The sequence below is a fragment of the Variovorax palleresanus genome (genome assembly GCF_051144945.1).
GTDB classification, from domain to species: Bacteria; Pseudomonadota; Gammaproteobacteria; order Burkholderiales; family Burkholderiaceae_C; genus Variovorax; species Variovorax paradoxus_S.
In genome coordinates this window covers 41,638-59,242 of record NZ_JBJNVP010000001.1, presented here as the reverse complement: position 1 = coordinate 59,242, position 17,605 = coordinate 41,638, and the positions used below count along the sequence as shown (strand labels likewise).

The window sequence follows — 17,605 nt, the reverse complement described above, 5'->3', positions numbered from 1 at the left end:
TTTGCCAAGTGTTTTCACTAGTGGAAAGAGTTTCCACTTTGCTCATAAGATCGCGCCGCATCACTTCTGCCGGAGATCATCTTGAGAAAGCTTCATCGCTCCCTGGCCGCCGCCGGCCTGGCCTTTGCACTGGCCGTTCCCGCCCTAGCGCAAGACGTGCAGGAGCGCGTCATCCGCTTCGGCCACCTCAACAATGCGGACCATCCGGTGAGCTTTGGCGTGAAGCGCTTCGCCGAACTGCTCGCGGCCAAGAGCGGCGGCAAGATGAAGGTGCAGGAGTTCCCGGCCTCGCAGCTGGGCAACGAGATGCAGCAGCAATCGGCGCTGCAGGGCGGCGTGCAGCAGATGTCGGCGCCGGCCACCACCTCGCTCGCGGGCATCGTGAAGGAGTTCGGCCTGGTCGACTTTCCGTTCGCGGTGGGCAACTTTGCACAGGCCGATGCGCTGCTCGACGGCCCGCTCGGGCAGGCGCTGATTGCCAGGCTGCCGGAGAAGGGCCTGGTCGCGCTCGGCTACTGGGACCTGGGCTTTCGCAACGTGACGAACAGCAAGCGCCCGATCACGAAGCCCGAGGACCTCGAAGGACTGAAGATCCGCGTGATTCCGAACCCGGTGTTCCTGGAGACCTTCAAGTCCTTCAAGGCCAACCCGGTGCCGATGCCGTTTGCCGAGCTCTATGGCGCGCTCGAGTCGAAGGCGGTGGACGGCCAGGAGAACCCGTACTCGGTGATCCTTTCGAACAAGTTCTTCGAAGTGCAGAAGTTCGTGAGCGCCACCAACCACGTGTATGCGGCGAACATCGTGCTGGTCAGCAAGAAGTTCTGGGACTCGCTGAGTCCCACCGAGCAGAAGATGATGCGCGAGGCCGCGGACGAATCGCGCGGCTATCAGCGGCAGGTGAGCCGCGCCGCCGCGCAAAGGGCCGTGGGCGAGCTCCAGGCCAAGGGCGCGCAATTCAACGAGCTCGCGCCGGCCGAGCAGGCGCGCATGCGGCAGATCGCCAAGCCGGTGGTCGACCGCTTTGCCGCCAGCTACGACCCCGCCATCGTCAAGCTCTACGGCGACGAGCTTGCGCGCATTCGCAAATGAGCAGCAGCCACGGAAGCCCGCCCATGAAGATCCTCGTCCTGCACGGCCCCAACCTCAACCTGTTCGGCCGCCGCGAACCCCACATCTACGGCACGACCACGCTGGCCGAGATCGACGCGCGGCTGCAAAAGCTCGCGGACGAACTCGGCGTGAGGCTGGACACGATCCAGTCGAACCACGAAGGCGACTTGATCGACTTTCTGCATGCGCACATCGACGACGCGCAGGGTGCGCTCGTCAACCCGGCCGGCCTCACGCAGCATGGCGTTCCGCTGCACGACGCGATCAAGGCGATGCCGTTTCCCACCATCGAGGTCCACATGTCGAACATCGCCGCGCGCGAGGCCTGGCGCGCGCATTCGATCATCTCGCCGGCCGTCAGGGGCACGGTCCAGGGGCTGGGTCCATTGTCCTACCTGGCCGCGCTGCGCGCGCTGGTCGAGATGCAACGACAACCCGCGGGCGTGTGAAGAAGGAAACCGGGCATGCCGAGGCGCGCGAAACAGCGCGCCGCCATGCGTTCACGTCACGCTCATGGCCAGCGGCGTGGTCTGGAACGCCAGTTGCCGCCAGCGGCCCTCGTGTTCGGTCCAGACCTGCATCACGCGCGAGTCGATGCGCACGGTGCCGCTGCCGTCCTTGCGCACGGCCACCAGCAGCTGCCGGCCGGTCATGAGCGCGGTGCTGCCGAGCACCCGCACTGTCAGTTCCGAACGGTCGATCTGCCGATAGTCGACGTGCGTGCCGCCCGAGCGGAAGTAGCTTTCGTAGTCGTCGATCTGGCCCTTGGCATGGACATGCGTGAGTGCCGGATGGAGGATCTCGCGCAGCCGCGCAAAGTCGGCGCGCTTCATGGCGTCGCATCGCTCTGCCTCGAGATCGAGCAGCAGCGCCTCGGTGCCGGAAAGCGAAGGGGTGGTGAAAGCAGTCTCGGTCATGTCGGTTCCCGGAGAGCGGTGGCGGAGCGAATCAGCGTGGCGCCGAGAGTGCTGCAGGCCCGCCGCATCAGAGCCTCGACTTCCCCAGCGCCGCGCGCCACGCCGTAGACCAGGTGGTCCGGCCGCACGAGCGCGGCCTCGCACTGGTGGCGCTCGAACCACGCCGCAAGAATGCCGTCGGCTTCGGCCAGTGTCGCGATGCCGGACACCGCGGCCGCGGCATCGATGCACAGCAGCTGCGCGTCAAGGGCGGCCGCCGGTTCGCGCAAGGCACGCAGCGCGGCCGCATCGGGCGCATGGCGCAGCACCAGCAGAAAGCCGTGCGGCAGCAGGTCGCCCATCATCTGCGGCGCCGCGCCGGCCTCGATCGATCCGATGGCCTGGGGGAAGGGGGTGCCCGCGGGCAACTCGTCGCGGTCGATCAATCCGTGGTGCACGCCGGGCAGCAGGCTCTGGCGCAGCTGCATGCGCACCTGGCCGCCTTGCTGCTCGCGCAGTCGGCGGTCACGCTCCGCGGCGCGCACCGGATCGCGCTCGCAGATGATCTGGCCCAGGCGCTTGACGGTTGCCGTCACCTCCTCGACCTGCGGCCCGCGCTCGTCGCCATAGCTGTCCAGCAGGCTATCGGGCGCGCGTTCCTCGAGCACCCATTGAAGTTTCCACGCCAGGTTGACCGCATCGCGCAGGCCCTGGCACATGCCCTGCGCCAGGAAGGGCGGCATCTGGTGCGCGCTGTCCCCTGCCAGCAGCACGCGCCCGTTGCGCCATTGCGTGAGAACCACCACGTGGAAACGGTAGGTTGCCGCACGCCAGATGCGGGCGTCCTCGGGCTTGAGCCACGGGGCAAGCAGCTTCCATATGGACTCGTGCGGCATCTCGCGCTGCTCGGCCTCGTCGGGCAGCAGCAGGAACTCCCAGCGCCGATGCGTGCCGGGGCCCACCACGTAGGTGCAGGGCCGCGACGGATGGCAGTACTGGACATTGGTGGCAGGCAGGCGGTCGAGCTTGTCTTCATTCACGTGCATGTCGACCACGATCCAGGGCTCGTCGAAGTCGAGGCTCTTGAGCTTCAGGCCCATCTGCTTGCGCGTGGGGCTGGTGCCGCCGTCGCAGCCGACGACATAGCGCGCGCGCAACTGCGCCTCGGTGCCGTCGGGCCGGCGGACGCCGAGCAGCGCATGGTCCGGCGACTGGTCGAGCTGCAGCACCTCGTGCCCGAGATGGATCGACACGCCGGGCAGTTGGCCGACGGCTTCGCGCAGCGAGGCTTCGAGCGCCGGCTGGTTGAAGGTGTACGACGGCGCCCACGCGAGCGGGTAGGGCGACGGCCCCATGTCGAAGTGCTGGATGGGTTCTCCGTCGCTCCCCTGGTAGATCGTCGGGCGGTAGGGCGTCATGTGCGGTGCCAGCGTGCCGGCGATGCCGATCTCCTGGAACACGCGCAGCGCCTCGTGGTCGAGCGCGAAGGCGCGCGGCAGCGGGTAGATCTGCTGCGACTTGTCGAAGACCGCAACGCGCAGGCCGCGCCGGCCGAGCAACGCGGCGAGCGTCGCGCCGACGGGGCCGAAGCCGATGACCGCCACGTCGACGGGTTCCAGGTCGTGTTGGAGCATGGTGTCTTTTGAATGCATGAAGCTAGAATTGTGCATAAAACAAGGTTCCGTGCACCAAGGGTTGTCCCCGATGGCGCCGTGCCGCTTGGTCGAAAAGAATGCATAAAACACGCTTTTGTGCATCTAAACCCATCAGCAAGGAGACAACCATGACGACGATGAAAGCCGCCCGACTGCACAAGGTCGGCGCCCCGATGGAGGTCGAGCAACTCCCGATTCCCCAGCCCGCCGCCAATGACGTGCAGGTGCGGGTGCGCGCCTGCGGCATCGTGCCCAACCTGGGCAACATCCTGGCCAACTGGACGACCTGGTTTCCGGAGCTGCCGCTGCCGCCGCTGCCCGCGGTCTTCGGGCTGGACCCGGCCGGCGAGGTGACGGCGGTCGGCTCGCACGTGCACACCTGGAAGCCGGGCGACCGCGTCTACGTGAACCCCAGCCTTTATTGCGGCGGCTGCCGCGCCTGCCGCAACGGCGATCTCATCAACTGCACGCACTACGCGTTCAGCGGCTACTTCGGCTTCTCGCAGAACTCGCTCAAGCTGTACAAGAACTATCCGTACGGCGGCCTGTGCGAATACATGATCGCTCCGCAGTACGCGCTGGTGAAGCTGCCCGACAACGTGAGCTTCAACCAGGCGGCGCGCTTCGGCTACCTGGGCACCATGTACTCGGCGATGCGCAAGGCGAAGGTCGGCCCCGGCCGCAGCGTGCTCATCAACGGCATCAGCGGCACGCTGGGCCTCGGCGGTGCGCTCTTCGGGCTGGCCATGGGCGCCACGCGCATCCTGGGCACCGGGCGCAACCGCGAGTTGCTGGAGCGCGTCAAGGCGCTGGCCCCCGATCGCATCGAGGTTTTTTCCAATGCCGACGGCGAGGCGATCGACGCATGGGCCAAGGCCCGCACGGACGGCCTGGGCGTGGACACCTTCATCGATGCGCTGGGCCCCGGCGCGCCGCACGAAACCTTCCAACAGGGCGTGCGCGCATTGAAGCGCGGCGGCCGCGCCTTCAACATCGGTGCCATTGCGGGCATGGTGGGCATGGACCTGCACACCATGATGGACGAGCAGCAGAGCATCGAGGGCTCGGCCTGGTTCACCGCCGGCGAGGGGCAAGACATGGCCGACATGGCCGAGGCCGGCACGCTCGACCTCTCGGTGTTCGAGCACGTGTGCTATCCGCTCGACCGCATCAACGAGGCGATCTCGGGCATCGCGAGCCGCAACGGCGGCTTCAGCAACTTCGTCATCAACCCCTGAGGCACGCCATGAAGATCAGACGCGTGGTGGCGGGTACGGGCGCCAACGGCAAGGCGCAGGTTCTTTCGGACGGCGCGGCGCCGCGCAGCGCGGAGTTCACGACCTTGCCCGGCCATGCTGCGGCGCTGTTGTGGGCGACGGAGGCCGCCGACACCGTGGGCGCGGGCACTGCAAGCGACCGCACGGGCGAGGCAGGGTTCGCACCGGCCGCGGGCGGCACCCGCGTCATGATGGTCAGCTTCCCTCCCGACGCGGTCATGATGCGCGCCGACTTCGACGCGGCCGCCTTCGGCGCCGAGTGCGGCCGTCTCGTTCCCGGCCTGGCCGAAACCTTCGAGCCCGACCACCCCGGCATGCACACCACCGACAGCATCGACTACGACATCGTGCTCGAAGGCGAGATCACGCTCGAACTCGACGACGGTGTGCAGGTGCTGCTGCGGCGGCACGACGTCGCCGTGCAGCACGGCAACCGGCATGCATGGCGCAACCTCGGCGACAAGCCCGCGACGATGCTGTTCGTGCTCGTCGGGGCCAGGCGAGCGGGCGGCCCGGTATGAGAGGCGGTGCATAAAATGATTTCCATGCATAAACAAGAAATCTCCCCCGCCTACGAACCGCCGCTGGTCGAGCAGGCCTTCACCCGCTTGCGGCAGGACGTGCTGGCCGGCACCTTCGAGGCCGGCGCCAAGCTCAAGCTCGATGAGCTCCAGACCGCCTACGGCTACTCGAGCAGCCCGCTGCGCGAGGCGCTCAGCCGGCTGGCGCAAGAAGGCCTTGTGCGTGCCGACGAGCGCCGCGGCTTTCGCGTGGCGCCGATCTCCGAGGACGACCTGGCGGACATCACACGCATGCGCGTGATGCTCGACGTGCCTGCGCTGCGCGAGGCCATTGCCCACGGCGACGACGCCTGGGAGGCCGCGATCCTGGCCGCGTTCCACCGGCTCGAGAAGGTGGAGTCGCGCCTGAGCGACGGCCCCGTCATTCTGGACAACGACTGGTCACAGCTGCATCGCGCCTTTCATCTTTCGCTGCTGGCCGCCTGCCCCTCGCTGCGCCAGCGCGTGTGGGGCGCGAGCCTGTTCGACCAGGCCGAGCGCTACCGGCGGTTTTCCGCCCGCCACAGGAAGACCGCACGCCGCAAATCGAACGAGCACCGCAAGATCATGGACGCCACTTTGCGCCGCGACACGGACACGGCCTGCGCGCTGCTCGAGGAACACATCCTGAGCACGCAGCGCAACGTGCTGGCCGCGCTCAGGGCCGCCGAAGCCGCACCAACCTAGGGACGCGCAGCCCCGCCCCTCACCCTGGAGACAGCATGCTCAAGGTCGCCCGACCCACGCCTTCGCATTTCGGCATCTTCGTCACCGACCTGGACCGGATGGTGGCCTTCTACACCGAGACCTTCGACCTCACGATCACCGATCGCGGCGAAGGCCGCACCTTCAAGAACCAGCTGGTGTTCACCAGCGCCAGCCCAGACCAGCACCACCAACTGGTGCTGGCGTCGGGCCGGCCGCCGGAGGCGAAGTTCAGCACCGTGATGCAGATCTCCTTCGTGGTGCCGAGCATCCAGCACCTGCGCGACATTTCGGCGCGGGCCGAGGCGCGCGGCGCCACCAGCATCCGCGGCCTCAACCACGGCAACGCGCTCTCGGTCTACATGCTCGATCCGGAAGGCAACACGGTGGAGATCTACGTCGACACGCCGTTCTACATCGCGCAGCCGCATGGCGATCCGCTCGATCTCTCGAAGGACGACGAGACGCTGATGCGCGAGACCGAGGAGGCCTGCCGCAAGGATCCCACTTTCATGCCGCTCGCGCAGTGGCAGGCGCAGTTCGAATCGCGCGCGCCAGTGACACCAGTGACACCTGCCGCCTGACGCGGCCACCATTTTTTCCACCCCTCACATCCCAACCGGAGTTCCCATGAAGCTTTTGTCATATGTCCATCAAGGCCGCGAATCCTGGGGCGCCGTCGTCGGCGACGGCGTGGTCGATCTCGGCAAGGCGCGTCCGCAGCATGCGGGCCTGGTCGACTACATCGCCTCGGGCGAATACCTGCAGGCGGCGCAGCATGTCGAAGGACTGCCGATAGCGGCCAAGCTTGCGGACATCACCTTTCTTCCGCCTATTCCGAAGTCCGAGAAGATCGTGTGCGCGGTGCGCAACTACATGGACCACCACCAGGAGGTGCTGGCCGCCGGCATGCACCGCGAACTGTCGGAGCAGCCGCCGATATTTTTGCGCGTGTGGCGCTCGCAGTGCGCGCACAACCAGCCCATCGTGCGGCCGCACGTGTCGGAATCATTGGACTGGGAAGGCGAGCTCGCCGTCATCATCGGCAAGGGCGGACGCAACATCGCGGAAGCGGATGCCTTCGACCACGTGGCGGGCTACTCCTGCTACAACGACGGCAGCGTGCGCGAATGGCAGTTCCATGCCAAGCAGATCGCATCGGGCAAGAACTTCGAATCGACCGGCGGCTTCGGTCCCTGGATGGTGACGGCCGACGAGATCGCGCCCGGCCGCGAACTCAAGCTCGAGACCCGGCTCAACGGCGAAGTGGTGCAGAGCAGCCACACGGGCCACATGATCTTCAGCATTCCGAAGCTCATCAGCTACTCGTCGACCATCTTCACGCTCGCGCCCGGCGACGTCATTGCCACCGGCACGCCGGCCGGCGTGGGCTGGAGCAAGAAGCCGCCGCGCTTCATGAAGCCGGGCGACGTGTGCGAGGTCGAGATCGAAGGCATCGGCGTGCTGCGCAACCCGATCGTCCAGCAGGACTGAAGCAGCGCGGAACCGGACCGCGACGGCACAAGCCGCGGCCTTCATTCCACAATCATTGGAGACAAACCATGTGGCACAGACGATTGCTCGTCGCCGCAGGCCTGGCCCTGGCCTGCGCAGCACCCCTTCACGGCCTGGCCCAAGGCTTTCCGGACAAGCCGATCAAGATCTACCAGGGCTTTGCGGCCGGCGGCAATGCCGACACCATCGCGCGCGTGGTCAGCACGGAGATGGCCAAGGGGCTGGGCCAGCCCTTCGTGGTCGAGGCGCAGACCGGCGCCGGTGGCACCATCGCCTCGGGCACGGTGGCGCGTGCCAAGCCCGATGGCTATACGCTGCTGCTGGCCACGGGCGGCCATGCAGTGGCCGGCGCGCTCTACAACAAGCTCAACTACCAGACCGTGTCGGACTTCCAGATGGTCTCGACGATCACCTACTTTCCGTTTTTGCTGGTGGTGCGGGCCGACTCGCCCTACCGCGGGCTGGCCGAGATGTTGGCGGCTGCGCGTGCCGATGCGCGCGGCGTGTCGTACGGATCGGCCGGCATCGGCTCCACGCACCACCTCGCCGGCGAGCTGCTGGTGAAGAGCGCCAACGTTGAACTGCTGCACGTTCCGTACCGCGGCGATGCGGCCTCGGTCGCGGCGCTGCTCGGCGGCGAAGTGCCGATGATCATTGCGCCACCGACGGCCGTGCTGGCCAACATCAAGGCCGGCAAGCTCCGCGCGCTGGCGACCACCGGCGCGCAGCGCTGGAGCCAGATGCCCGAGCTGCCGACCGTGGCCGAGCAGGGCGTGCCCGGCTACGACGTGCGCTCCTGGGCCGGCTTCATGGCGCCCGCGGGCACGCCGCGGTCCATCGTCGACCGCCTGCATGCCGAGACGCTCAAGGCCCTGCAGGTGCCGGCCGTGCGCGCGCGGCTCGAAGAAATGGGCGGCGAAGCGCGCAGCAGCACACCCGAAGAAATGACCGCCATGGTGGCCACCGAGCTCAAGCGGTGGACCACCGTGGTGAACGATGCACGCATACCCAAACAGTGAGGACCCCTCCATGTCCCTGATCGACATCCGCAAGCGCAGCCTTTCCATCGAAACCATCTACCACGAGGGCGGTCCGCCGGCCGCCACGCCGCTCAGGCTGGCCGCCGCGTGCGCGGTCATCCACAACCCCTATGCGGGGCGCTACGAGCCGGACCTGATGCCCTTCATGGCCGAGCTGCGCTCGCTCGGCACGCTGCTGGCCACGGAGCTGGTCGAGGTGCTCGGACGCGACAAGGTCGAGGTCTACAGCAAGGCCGCGATCGTCGGCGTGAACGGAGAGATGGAGCACGGCGCGGTCTGGCACGAAGCTGGAGGCTGGGCCATGCGCGAGGTGCTCGGCGAGCCTAAGGCGATCGTGCCCTCGGCCAAGGCGGTGGCCGCCACGGGCTACCGGCTCATGGTGCCGCTGCACTACATCCACGCCGCGTACGTGCGCAGCCACTACAACTCGATGGAGATCGGCATTCAGGATGCGCCGCGGCCGAACGAGATCCTGTTCGCGCTGGTCATGGGCACGGGCGGACGGGTGCATGCGCGCCTGGGCGGGCTCACCAAGGACAAGGTGTCCGTGCACGACGGGCAGCGCTGATGACGCACACCACGATGAAGGCGATCCAGCTCCAGGCACCCGGCGGCCCTGATGTTCTGCAACAGGTGGAACTTCCGCTGCCGCAGCCGCAGACAGGCGAGGTGCGCGTCAAGGCCATGGCCATCGGCGCCGGCGGCCCCGACGTGCTGATCCGCAACGGCACCTACAAGTGGATGCCGCCGATGCCGGCGATTCCCGGCAACGAGATGGCCGGCGTCGTCGATGCCGTCGGCCCCGGCGTCACGGCGCTGCAGATCGGGCAGCGCGTGCTCGTGAGCGCGCGTGAACTGACGCAGCGCGGCGGCTGCTATGCCGAAGCCATCTGCGTGCCCGAGGCCGCGCCTTTCGTTCTTCCCGACGCGATCCGTTTCGAGGATGCGGTGAGCCTCGGCAATTTCCAGCTGGCGCTGGCCATGCTGTCGAGCAACGGCAACCTGCCCGCGCAGTCGATCCTGGTTCCCGGCGCAGCGGGCGGCGTGGCCACGGCCCTGGCACAGGTCGCGCGCGACCGCGGCCTGCGCGTGATCGGGACCGCCTCCACGCCGCAGAAGCGCGACTTCGCGCTGGCCAACGGCGTGCACGAGATCGTCGAAAGCGACGTGCCCGGCTTGGCGGAGAAGGTCATGCAGCTCACCAACGGACGCGGCGTCGACCTGGCCTTCGATCATCTCGGCGGCGAGCTCTTCATCGCCTGCCTGCGCGCGCTGGCGCCGTTCGGCATGGTGGTCTCCTACAACATCGTGAACGGCCCGCCGGCCGGCGATGTGTTCGGCGAGCTGCGCAAGCTCTTGAGCCGGAGCCTGGCCGTGCGCACCTTCTCGATCCATTCGGTGGACGACGACGTGCCGCAGCGGCGCGGGCTCATGCAGGCCGCCATCGCCCTCATGGCCGAAGGCCGCGTGCATGCACCCCCGGCCACCTGCTTTGCGCTCGCGGATGCGCGCCGCGTGCACGAACTGCTCGACAGCGGAAGCACCCTCGGCAAGATCGTGCTGCTGCCGCCGGACGCGCCCGGGCATTGAAAAAGGGGGTGCGGCGCGCGTCACTTTCGAGACGGCTCGCAACAGTCCGCGGTGTTTGAATTGCCCAACCCCGCAAAAAGGACGCCTCATGTTTGCCGAACCCTCCGCCAAGACCCGCGATCTGCTCGAACGCCTGAACAAGTTCTTCGACCAGCACATCTATCCGAACGAAGCGCGCTACCACCACGAGATGGATGCCTTCCGCCGCCAGGGCAATGCCTGGCAGGTCTCGCCGCTGATCGAGGAACTGAAGCCCGCTGCGCGTGCGGCCGGCCTCTGGAACATGTTCCTGCCCCACCCGCACCGCGACGTGCCGGCCATCTCCAATCTCGACTATGCGCCGCTGTGCGAGGTGATGGGCCGCGTCTCGTGGTCGGGCGAGGTGTTCAACTGCTCGGCGCCCGACACCGGCAACATGGAAACCATCGAGCGCTACGGCACCGAGGCGCACAAGGACGAATGGCTGGCGCCGCTGCTGGCCGGCGAAATCCGCTCGGGCTTTCTGATGACCGAGCCCGCCGTCGCGTCGTCGGACGCCACCAACATCCAGTGCACCATCCGCCGCGAAGGCGACGAGTACGTGATCAACGGCCGCAAGTGGTTCTCTTCGGGCGCGGGCAGCCCGCGCTGCAAGATCTTCATCGTGATGGGCAAGACCGACCCCGATGCGCCGCGCCATGCGCAGCAGTCGATGGTGCTGGTGCCACGCGACACCAAGGGCATCACGGTGCTGCGCCATCTCTCGGTGTTCGGCTACGACGACGCCCCGCACGGCCATATGGAAGTGCTGCTGGAAGACGTGCGCGTGCCCGCGTCCAACATTCTGCTGGGCGAAGGGCGCGGTTTCGAGATCGCGCAGGGTCGGCTCGGCCCGGGGCGCATTCACCATTGCATGCGCTCCATCGGCGCGGCCGAGCGCGCGCTGGAGCTGATGTGCGAGCGTCTCCGCAGCCGCGTGGCCTTCGGCCGTCCGCTCGCGGAGCAATCGATCTGGCACGAGCGCATCGCCGAGTCGCGCTGCATGATGGACCAGGCTCGCCTGCTCACGCTCAATGCGGCCTACAAGATGGACACCGTGGGCAACAAGGAAGCGCGCGCCGAGATCGCGATGATCAAGGTGGTGGCGCCCAACATGTCGTGCAAGGTGCTCGACTGGGCGATCCAGGCGCATGGCGCGGCCGGCGTGAGCCAGGACTTCTGGCTCGCCGAAGCCTATGCGCACCAGCGCACCGTGCGCATCGTCGACGGGCCCGACGAAGTGCACCGCAACGCCATCGCCAAGCTCGAGCTGGCCAAGCGCGCGCCGGCCTGACGAAATCCATTTTCATACCCTGCTTGCAAATTCCCTGCTGCAGGGCTTGACCCTCTCGTTGCGGCAGAGTCTAGGATGCCTTCAACTTGAGAGGGAAGGCATGTTTCTGAAGATTGGTGAACTCGCCCGGCGCACCGGGCTGACAGTGCGCGCATTGCGCCACTACGACGACATCGCGCTGCTGGTGCCCTCCGAAAGATCCAGCGGCGGCTACCGGCTGTACGGCCGCAAAGACGTGGCGCGGCTCTACCGCATCCAGGCGCTGCGCCGGCTCGATCTGCCGCTGGCGGACATACAAGGCCTCTTGGACAACCCGGCCGGCGATATGTCCGAAGTCGTGGCCCGACAGGTCGCACAACTCGACCGCGAAATCCAGCAGGCATCGGCACTGAGAACCCATCTGCTTTCAGTGCAGGGCCAGTTGCAGGCCAGCGAAGAGCCGGAGATCGACGACTGGCTGCTGGCGCTCGAAAGCATGGTCGCGGGCGCCAAGTACTTCAGCGACGACGAACAGCGCACGCTCAACACTCGGCGTGACGGATTCACCGACGCGATGGCGCCTGAGCGCGCCGAATTGTCGGCGTGGCTGCACAGCCTGGTCGCGGCCGGCGCATCGCCCGAGAGCCCGCAGGCGCAGTCCCTGGCACAGCGCTGGATTGCGATGCTGCTCGAAGAAGCCGGTGGCGATGAAGGCCTGCTGATCAAGCTCTACACCATGCACTGGAACGAGCCATCGCTGCACGCACTGACAGGCGTGGACCGCGGCGGCATCCGGTTCATCTCGCACGCGTTGGCGTTCGCGCGCCTGCAACTCTATGCGCCGTACTGCAGCGCCGGCGACATGGCCACGCTGCGCCAGCACTACGTTGCCCAAACCGACGCGTGGCCCCCGCTCATCGCCGACGTTCGGCAGCAGATGCTGGAGGCCGCACCCACGCACGGCGCGGCCATGCGCGCGCTGGCGCTGCGTTGGCAGGCGCTGTCGCTGGCCAAGGCTGGCGGCGATGCCGCGTTGCACGCGAAGCTGCAGCAAGCGTTCCGTCAGGACGCCGCTCTGCGGCTCGGCTCGGGCATCGACGAGGCGTTGGCCACCTATGTCGGGCAGGCCGTCGCGCACCTGGACGCCGCATCGTCCTCCTGAATCAACCAAGGCTCCACGTGAACGCAGAAACACCGACGAACGCGCATTTCTTCACCGGCAACTACGCGCCTCTGACCGAGGAGCACGACATCGCGGCGCTCGACATCGAAGGCACACTGCCGCAGGGGCTATCGGGCAGCCTGTACCGCGTCGGCCCGAGCCCGCAATACGCACCGCGCGACGACAACTACCACTGGTTCTCCGGCGACGGCATGGTGCATGCCTTCCACATCGGCCTGGGCAAGGTGTCGTACAGCAACCGCTGGGTGCGCACGCCGAAGTGGCAGCTCGAGCATGAAGCCGGACGCGCGCTGTTTGGCACCTTCGGCAACCCCGCCACCAGCGACCCGCTGGCGCAGGGCCGGAACGGCGGCACGGCCAACACCAGCATGCTGTGGCACGGCGGCCGTCTGTTCGCTCTCGAAGAGTCGCATCAGCCCTTCGAGCTCGATGCCCTCACGCTGGCTTCCAAGGGACACCAGAGCTTTGGCGACCGCGTGACCTCGCGCTGCACCGCGCACCCGAAGCTCGACCCCGAGAGCGGCGAACTGCATTTCTTCGCGTACTCACCCGACGGCCCCTGTTCGCCGACCATGCTCTATGGCGTGATGGACAAGCACTGCGAGGTCACGCAACTCCAGTCGTTCAAGGCGCCGCATGCCAGCATGGCGCACGACTTCATGGTGACCTGCGGACATGCGCTCTTTCCAGTCACGCCGCTGACGCTCAGCGTGGAGCGCGCCATGCGTGGCAAGCCGCTGCTCGCATGGGATGCCGCCAAGCGCACGCACGTGGGCGTGATGCGCCGCGGCAGCGCCGCCGACACCCTGCGCTGGTTCGATACCGACGCCTGCCATGTGTTCCACGTGATGAATGCCTGGGACGAGGGCGACACCATCGTGGCCTATGTGATGCAGTCGGACACGGCGCCCGGGCTGCCCGATTCCGAAGGCCGCCCCGGCGACCCCCAGGCCATGGCCGCGCGCCTGTGCCGCTGGACCTTCGACCTGGCCGGCAAGGGCACGGGGTTCCAGCGCGAATATTTGGACGACCTGGCAGCCGAGTTCCCTCGCATCGATGAGCGGTACACCGGCCGGCGCAATCGCTACGGCTTCTACACCTGCCATGCGACCTCGCGCGCGAGGGACGATTCGGAGAGCGTGCTCTACGACAGTCTGGCCCGTTTCGACTTCGATACCGGCGAGCGCAGCATGCACACGCTTGCGCACGGCGACGTCGTGTCCGAACCGGTGTTCGTTCCGCGCGCCGCGGATGCGGCCGAGGGCGATGGATGGCTGCTCGCCGTGGCTTGGCGCGAACGCGAAAAGCGCAGCGACCTGCTGGTGTTCGATGCCAGGAACCTGCCCGGGGGACCCGTTGCGGTCGCCCGCTTGCCCCACCGCGTGCCGTTCGGTTTTCACGGGAGCTGGCGGTCCGGGTTGTAGCGCCGCCGCGCTTCGGCGGCTAGCCGCGCATCGACGCAGGCAGCGCGCTCAGCCTGTGTGCAGTGCCGGAGCATGTTTTGACCAAGGCTGCGAGTTCGGTGGGTGACACAGGGGGGCTGAAGAGGTAGCCCTGCATCTCGTCACAGCCGTTGGCGAGCAGGAACTGCAGCTGCTCTTCGGTCTCGACGCCTTCCGCAATGACCTTCAGATTGAGTTCGTGCCCCAGCGAAATGATGGCCTTGGCGATCGCCTTGTCTTCTTCGTCTTCCGGAATGTCACGCACGAAGGCCCGATCGATCTTCAGCCGCGCGATCGGAAAGCGCTTGATGGCGCTCAGGCTCGAATAGCCGGTTCCAAAATCGTCCATGGAGAGCTGCACGCCCATTCCCTGCAGCGCCTTCATCGACAGCAGGGCGCTTTCGAGATCTTCCATCACCAGGCTTTCGGTCAACTCGAGTTCGAGAAACCGGGCTTCGAGCCCGCTTTCCGCGAGCGCCCGGGCGACCTGCTCGATCAAGGTCCTCTCCCTGAACTGCCGCGCGGACACATTGACCGAGACGGCGAAGGCGGGCAGGCCCGCATGCTGCCAGGCCTTGTTCTGGAAGCAGGCGGCGCGCAGCACCCATTCGCCGATGGGAACGATGAGCCCCGTCTCTTCGGCCAGGGGGATGAAGTCTGCCGGCGATATCAAGCCACGCTCGGGGTGGTTCCAACGGATCAATGCCTCCGCGCCGATCACCTGGCCCGAACTCATCTCCAGCTGCGGCTGGTATACGAGGTGAAACTCGCCCCGGGCGATGGCGTTGCGCAACCCTTCGCGCATTGCGAGTTTGTCGCGGACCGTGCCGTTCATCTCGGACGCATAGAACCGGAAGGTGTTGCGCCCCGAGGCCTTGGCACGGGACATCGCGGCATCGGCATTCATGACCAAGGCGTCGGCGTCGGCGCCATCCGCGGGATAGGTGGCCACGCCCATGCTGGCCGTGACCTGGACCGCCTGGCCGCCGATCTGGATCGGCCACGCAATGGCCTCGAGCAGCCTTCGCAGTGCCGGAGCGATCTCTGCCCCGTCTCCCGGCTGGTCGTACAGCACGATCACGAACTCGTCGCCGCCCGTTCGCACCACCGTGTCCACGCTGCGAAGGCACTGGCTCATGCGTCCGGCCATGACCTTCAGCAAATCGTCGCCGGCCTTGCGGCCCAGGCTGTCGTTGACCAGCTTGAACCCATCGAGATTGATGAACACCACCGTCATCAGCCGCCCGTATCGATCGGCGTACGAAATGGCCTGCTTGAGCCGATCTTCCAGCAGCGCGCGGTTCGGGAGCCCCGTCAATGCATCGTGCGTGGCCTGGTGCTTCAGGGTGTCGGCGCTGCTCTCCAGCAGCACGTTGGAATTCTCGATCGACTCGGCCATCTGGTTCATGGCTCTTGCGAGGATGCCGAATTCATCGTCGCGCCCCTGCTGCGCCCTTGCGCTGAAGTCTCCCGAGGCAACGCGCCGGGAGAAGGCGATGAGCTGCGTGATGGAGCCTGTGATGCGCAGCGAGACGATCCGTGCGATCACGACGCCCATGACAGCCGCCAACGCAATCATGGCGATGGCGGCCCAGCGCGAGAAACTGGCTGCGCGTGCGACGTCGCTTCGCGTTTGAAGCGCTCGCTTGCTCGCCGCGGTGTGCAGCGCCTCCACGGAGGACTCGATGGCAACCGCCGCATCGACGTAGCCTTGGCGGGACGCGCGTGCCGCGCCGAGATTGCCCTCCTTGCCATGCTGCTTGATGAACGCGAGGAACCCGTTCTCGTATTGCCGGGTCTGAGCCTCGATCCGATCGACCTGGTCCCTGAACCGCGGATCGGTCGAGACGATTCGCAGGCTGGCCAGGTACTCGCGCATATCCAGCAAATGGTTTTGCATGGCCGGCAGCGAACGCGTGCTGGCCTCCGCCACGCCGAGCCGATCCGCCGACAGCAGGAGCTCGCTTTCGGCTTCGCGTGCCTTGTGCATCGCGAGCGAACTGCGCAAGCTCAGGTCCGCCATTCGGTTGTCGCTGTTCAGCAACTTGTCGATGGCGGCCGAGGACCGCTGTTCGCTCAGATAGAAGGCAACGCCCAGTGCGAGCATCAGCGCAATGACGACGCCGAAGCCGAGGGCGATCTCCGCCCGCAGGCTGAGAGGTCTTTTCCACCACGAGAAGCCGGCCAGGAATGCGCTCAATTGCGGCCGCCGACCCGCGGATCTTCGCTGGCGAGGTGCATCACTGCTTTCGCTCTGCATCGACCATCTTCAAAAACGTGCGCACGTTCTCTTCGCCGGCAAAGCGCGCAATCTCCGCGCGGGCGCTTTGCGTGGCGGCGCGAAACGGCGCGGGGTCGGGCCGCGTGACCTTCACTCCGGCGGAGGCCATCCTGGCGATGAGCTGCTCTTCCTCGGCGATGATCTTCTTGCGCATGCCGTCGCCTGCCGCCTTGCTTTCTTCGCGCACGATCGCTTGCTGCGCCGGCGTGAGCTTGGCCCAACTCGCGGTGCTCATGAGGTGGAGCGTGTTGTAGTACACGTGGCGCGTCAAGGCGAGGTGCTTCTGGGTCTCGTACAGCTTGTTGTAGTAGATGACGTTGATCGGGTTCTCCTGGCCGTCGACCACGCCCTGGGACAGCGCCAGGGGAAGTTCCTTGAAGCCGACCTTGCTGACCTGGGCACCCAGCGCTTCCATGGTGGCCTCGAGTTCGGCGACGGGCGGAACGCGCACCTTGAGGCCTCGCACGTCTTCAGGCACGTTAACCGGGCGCTTGTTGTTGGTGAGATTGCGGAATCCCCATTCCCAGTTGGACAGAATGATGAAGCCCTGCTTCTCGGCAAGCGGTGCGAGCCACTTCATCGCCGGGCCATCGAGCACGCGGTGTGCGTGCGCATAGCTGTCGAAGAGATACGGAAGAATGACAACGGAGAACGTTTTCTCGTACTTGATGAGATAGTTCATCGAGGTCACGTCCATGTCGACCGCGCCGAGCCTGACTTTCTGCAGCAGTTCGTTCTCGCTGCCGAGTTGAGACGCGGGAAAGATCTCGACGCTGACCTGTCCGCGCGTGCGCTCTTCGACGCGCTTTGCGAACTGAAGTGCCGCCACATGCGCCGGGTGCGAGGTGGTGGCGGCGTGCACCAGCGACAACACGACGGGCTCGGCGTGCGCCGCCGGTGCGAGCGCTGCAAAGCCCCATGCCGTGACAAGCCTCAGGAGAGATTTTTTCATGCCATACGGTTTGTTCGGACTGAGCAGTGGAACTCATTAGACCCTCGATGGATTGTCGCAGCCGACTCATTCCATGCGGGATATCCCTGCAGCAAAACCGTTGATCTC

17 protein-coding genes are annotated in these 17,605 nt (G+C 66.6%); 13 read left to right on the top strand and 4 right to left on the bottom strand.

Features of this window, described 5'->3' with window-relative positions; genetic code table 11:
• The first annotated feature begins 81 nt into the window (after positions 1-81).
• Both ACJ7Z0_RS00290 and ACJ7Z0_RS00285 read left to right on the top strand, forming a co-directional pair.
• Complete coding sequence (locus tag ACJ7Z0_RS00290) at positions 82-1,089, top strand: TRAP transporter substrate-binding protein (RefSeq protein ID WP_431121960.1); 1,008 nt, start codon at positions 82-84, stop codon at positions 1,087-1,089.
• A gap of 23 nt (positions 1,090-1,112) precedes the next feature.
• Positions 1,113-1,559: a type II 3-dehydroquinate dehydratase gene (locus ACJ7Z0_RS00285; RefSeq protein ID WP_434788137.1), complete on the top strand. Its 447-nt coding sequence runs from the start codon at positions 1,113-1,115 to the stop codon at positions 1,557-1,559.
• 51 nt (positions 1,560-1,610) lie between these two features.
• On the opposite strand, the gene ACJ7Z0_RS00280 is transcribed toward ACJ7Z0_RS00285, so the two are convergent.
• Positions 1,611-2,027: a nuclear transport factor 2 family protein gene (locus ACJ7Z0_RS00280; protein WP_434788136.1), complete on the bottom strand. Its 417-nt coding sequence runs from the start codon at positions 2,025-2,027 to the stop codon at positions 1,611-1,613.
• Positions 2,024-3,640, bottom strand: a complete 1,617-nt coding sequence (locus tag ACJ7Z0_RS00275; protein ID WP_434788135.1) for a bifunctional 3-(3-hydroxy-phenyl)propionate/3-hydroxycinnamic acid hydroxylase — start codon at positions 3,638-3,640, stop codon at positions 2,024-2,026. The genes ACJ7Z0_RS00280 and ACJ7Z0_RS00275 overlap by 4 nt, the downstream gene beginning before the upstream one ends.
• Before the next feature lie 149 nt (positions 3,641-3,789).
• On the opposite strand from ACJ7Z0_RS00275, the gene ACJ7Z0_RS00270 reads away from it, so the two are divergent.
• The 11 genes from ACJ7Z0_RS00270 to ACJ7Z0_RS00220 all read left to right on the top strand — a co-directional run bounded on the left by ACJ7Z0_RS00270 (position 3,790) and on the right by ACJ7Z0_RS00220 (position 14,246).
• A complete protein-coding gene (locus ACJ7Z0_RS00270) occupies positions 3,790-4,899 on the top strand; it encodes an alcohol dehydrogenase catalytic domain-containing protein (protein ID WP_434788134.1) in 1,110 nt (369 codons plus the stop codon).
• An 8-nt stretch (positions 4,900-4,907) separates the two neighbouring features.
• On the top strand, positions 4,908-5,459 hold the full coding sequence (locus tag ACJ7Z0_RS00265) for a cupin domain-containing protein (protein ID WP_434788133.1): 552 nt from the start codon (positions 4,908-4,910) through the stop codon (positions 5,457-5,459).
• Positions 5,460-5,483: 24 nt separating this feature from the next.
• A complete protein-coding gene (locus tag ACJ7Z0_RS00260) occupies positions 5,484-6,185 on the top strand; it encodes an FCD domain-containing protein (RefSeq protein WP_434788132.1) in 702 nt (233 codons plus the stop codon).
• 35 nt (positions 6,186-6,220) lie between these two features.
• Positions 6,221-6,787, top strand: a complete 567-nt coding sequence (locus ACJ7Z0_RS00255) for a VOC family protein (protein ID WP_434788131.1) — start codon at positions 6,221-6,223, stop codon at positions 6,785-6,787.
• Positions 6,788-6,833: 46 nt separating this feature from the next.
• The gene (locus tag ACJ7Z0_RS00250; protein ID WP_434788130.1) at positions 6,834-7,697 is read left to right on the top strand and encodes a fumarylacetoacetate hydrolase family protein; all 864 of its coding nucleotides are present in this window, start codon (positions 6,834-6,836) and stop codon (positions 7,695-7,697) included.
• A gap of 68 nt (positions 7,698-7,765) precedes the next feature.
• Positions 7,766-8,737 (top strand): tripartite tricarboxylate transporter substrate binding protein, encoded by a 972-nt coding sequence (locus ACJ7Z0_RS00245; protein WP_434788129.1) that lies wholly within the window; start codon positions 7,766-7,768, stop codon positions 8,735-8,737.
• 10 nt (positions 8,738-8,747) lie between these two features.
• Complete coding sequence (locus ACJ7Z0_RS00240; RefSeq protein WP_434788128.1) at positions 8,748-9,326, top strand: amino acid synthesis family protein; 579 nt, start codon at positions 8,748-8,750, stop codon at positions 9,324-9,326.
• Entirely contained in the window at positions 9,326-10,348 is a 1,023-nt protein-coding gene (locus tag ACJ7Z0_RS00235; protein ID WP_434788127.1) for a zinc-dependent alcohol dehydrogenase family protein, read from the top strand. The genes ACJ7Z0_RS00240 and ACJ7Z0_RS00235 overlap by 1 nt, the downstream gene beginning before the upstream one ends.
• Before the next feature lie 88 nt (positions 10,349-10,436).
• The gene (locus ACJ7Z0_RS00230) at positions 10,437-11,660 is read left to right on the top strand and encodes an acyl-CoA dehydrogenase family protein (protein ID WP_434788126.1); all 1,224 of its coding nucleotides are present in this window, start codon (positions 10,437-10,439) and stop codon (positions 11,658-11,660) included.
• A 100-nt stretch (positions 11,661-11,760) separates the two neighbouring features.
• The gene (locus ACJ7Z0_RS00225; RefSeq protein WP_434788125.1) at positions 11,761-12,801 is read left to right on the top strand and encodes a MerR family transcriptional regulator; all 1,041 of its coding nucleotides are present in this window, start codon (positions 11,761-11,763) and stop codon (positions 12,799-12,801) included.
• Positions 12,802-12,818: 17 nt separating this feature from the next.
• Positions 12,819-14,246: a carotenoid oxygenase family protein gene (locus ACJ7Z0_RS00220; protein ID WP_434788124.1), complete on the top strand. Its 1,428-nt coding sequence runs from the start codon at positions 12,819-12,821 to the stop codon at positions 14,244-14,246.
• A 19-nt stretch (positions 14,247-14,265) separates the two neighbouring features.
• Here the strand turns inward: ACJ7Z0_RS00220 and ACJ7Z0_RS00215 are convergent, their stop codons facing one another.
• The gene (locus ACJ7Z0_RS00215) at positions 14,266-16,464 is read right to left on the bottom strand and encodes a putative bifunctional diguanylate cyclase/phosphodiesterase (protein WP_434788123.1); all 2,199 of its coding nucleotides are present in this window, start codon (positions 16,462-16,464) and stop codon (positions 14,266-14,268) included.
• Between the two features lie 40 nt (positions 16,465-16,504).
• Positions 16,505-17,497, bottom strand: coding sequence for a TRAP transporter substrate-binding protein (locus ACJ7Z0_RS00210; RefSeq protein ID WP_434788122.1), 993 nt, complete (start codon positions 17,495-17,497; stop codon positions 16,505-16,507).
• Between the last annotated feature and the right edge of the window lie 108 nt (positions 17,498-17,605).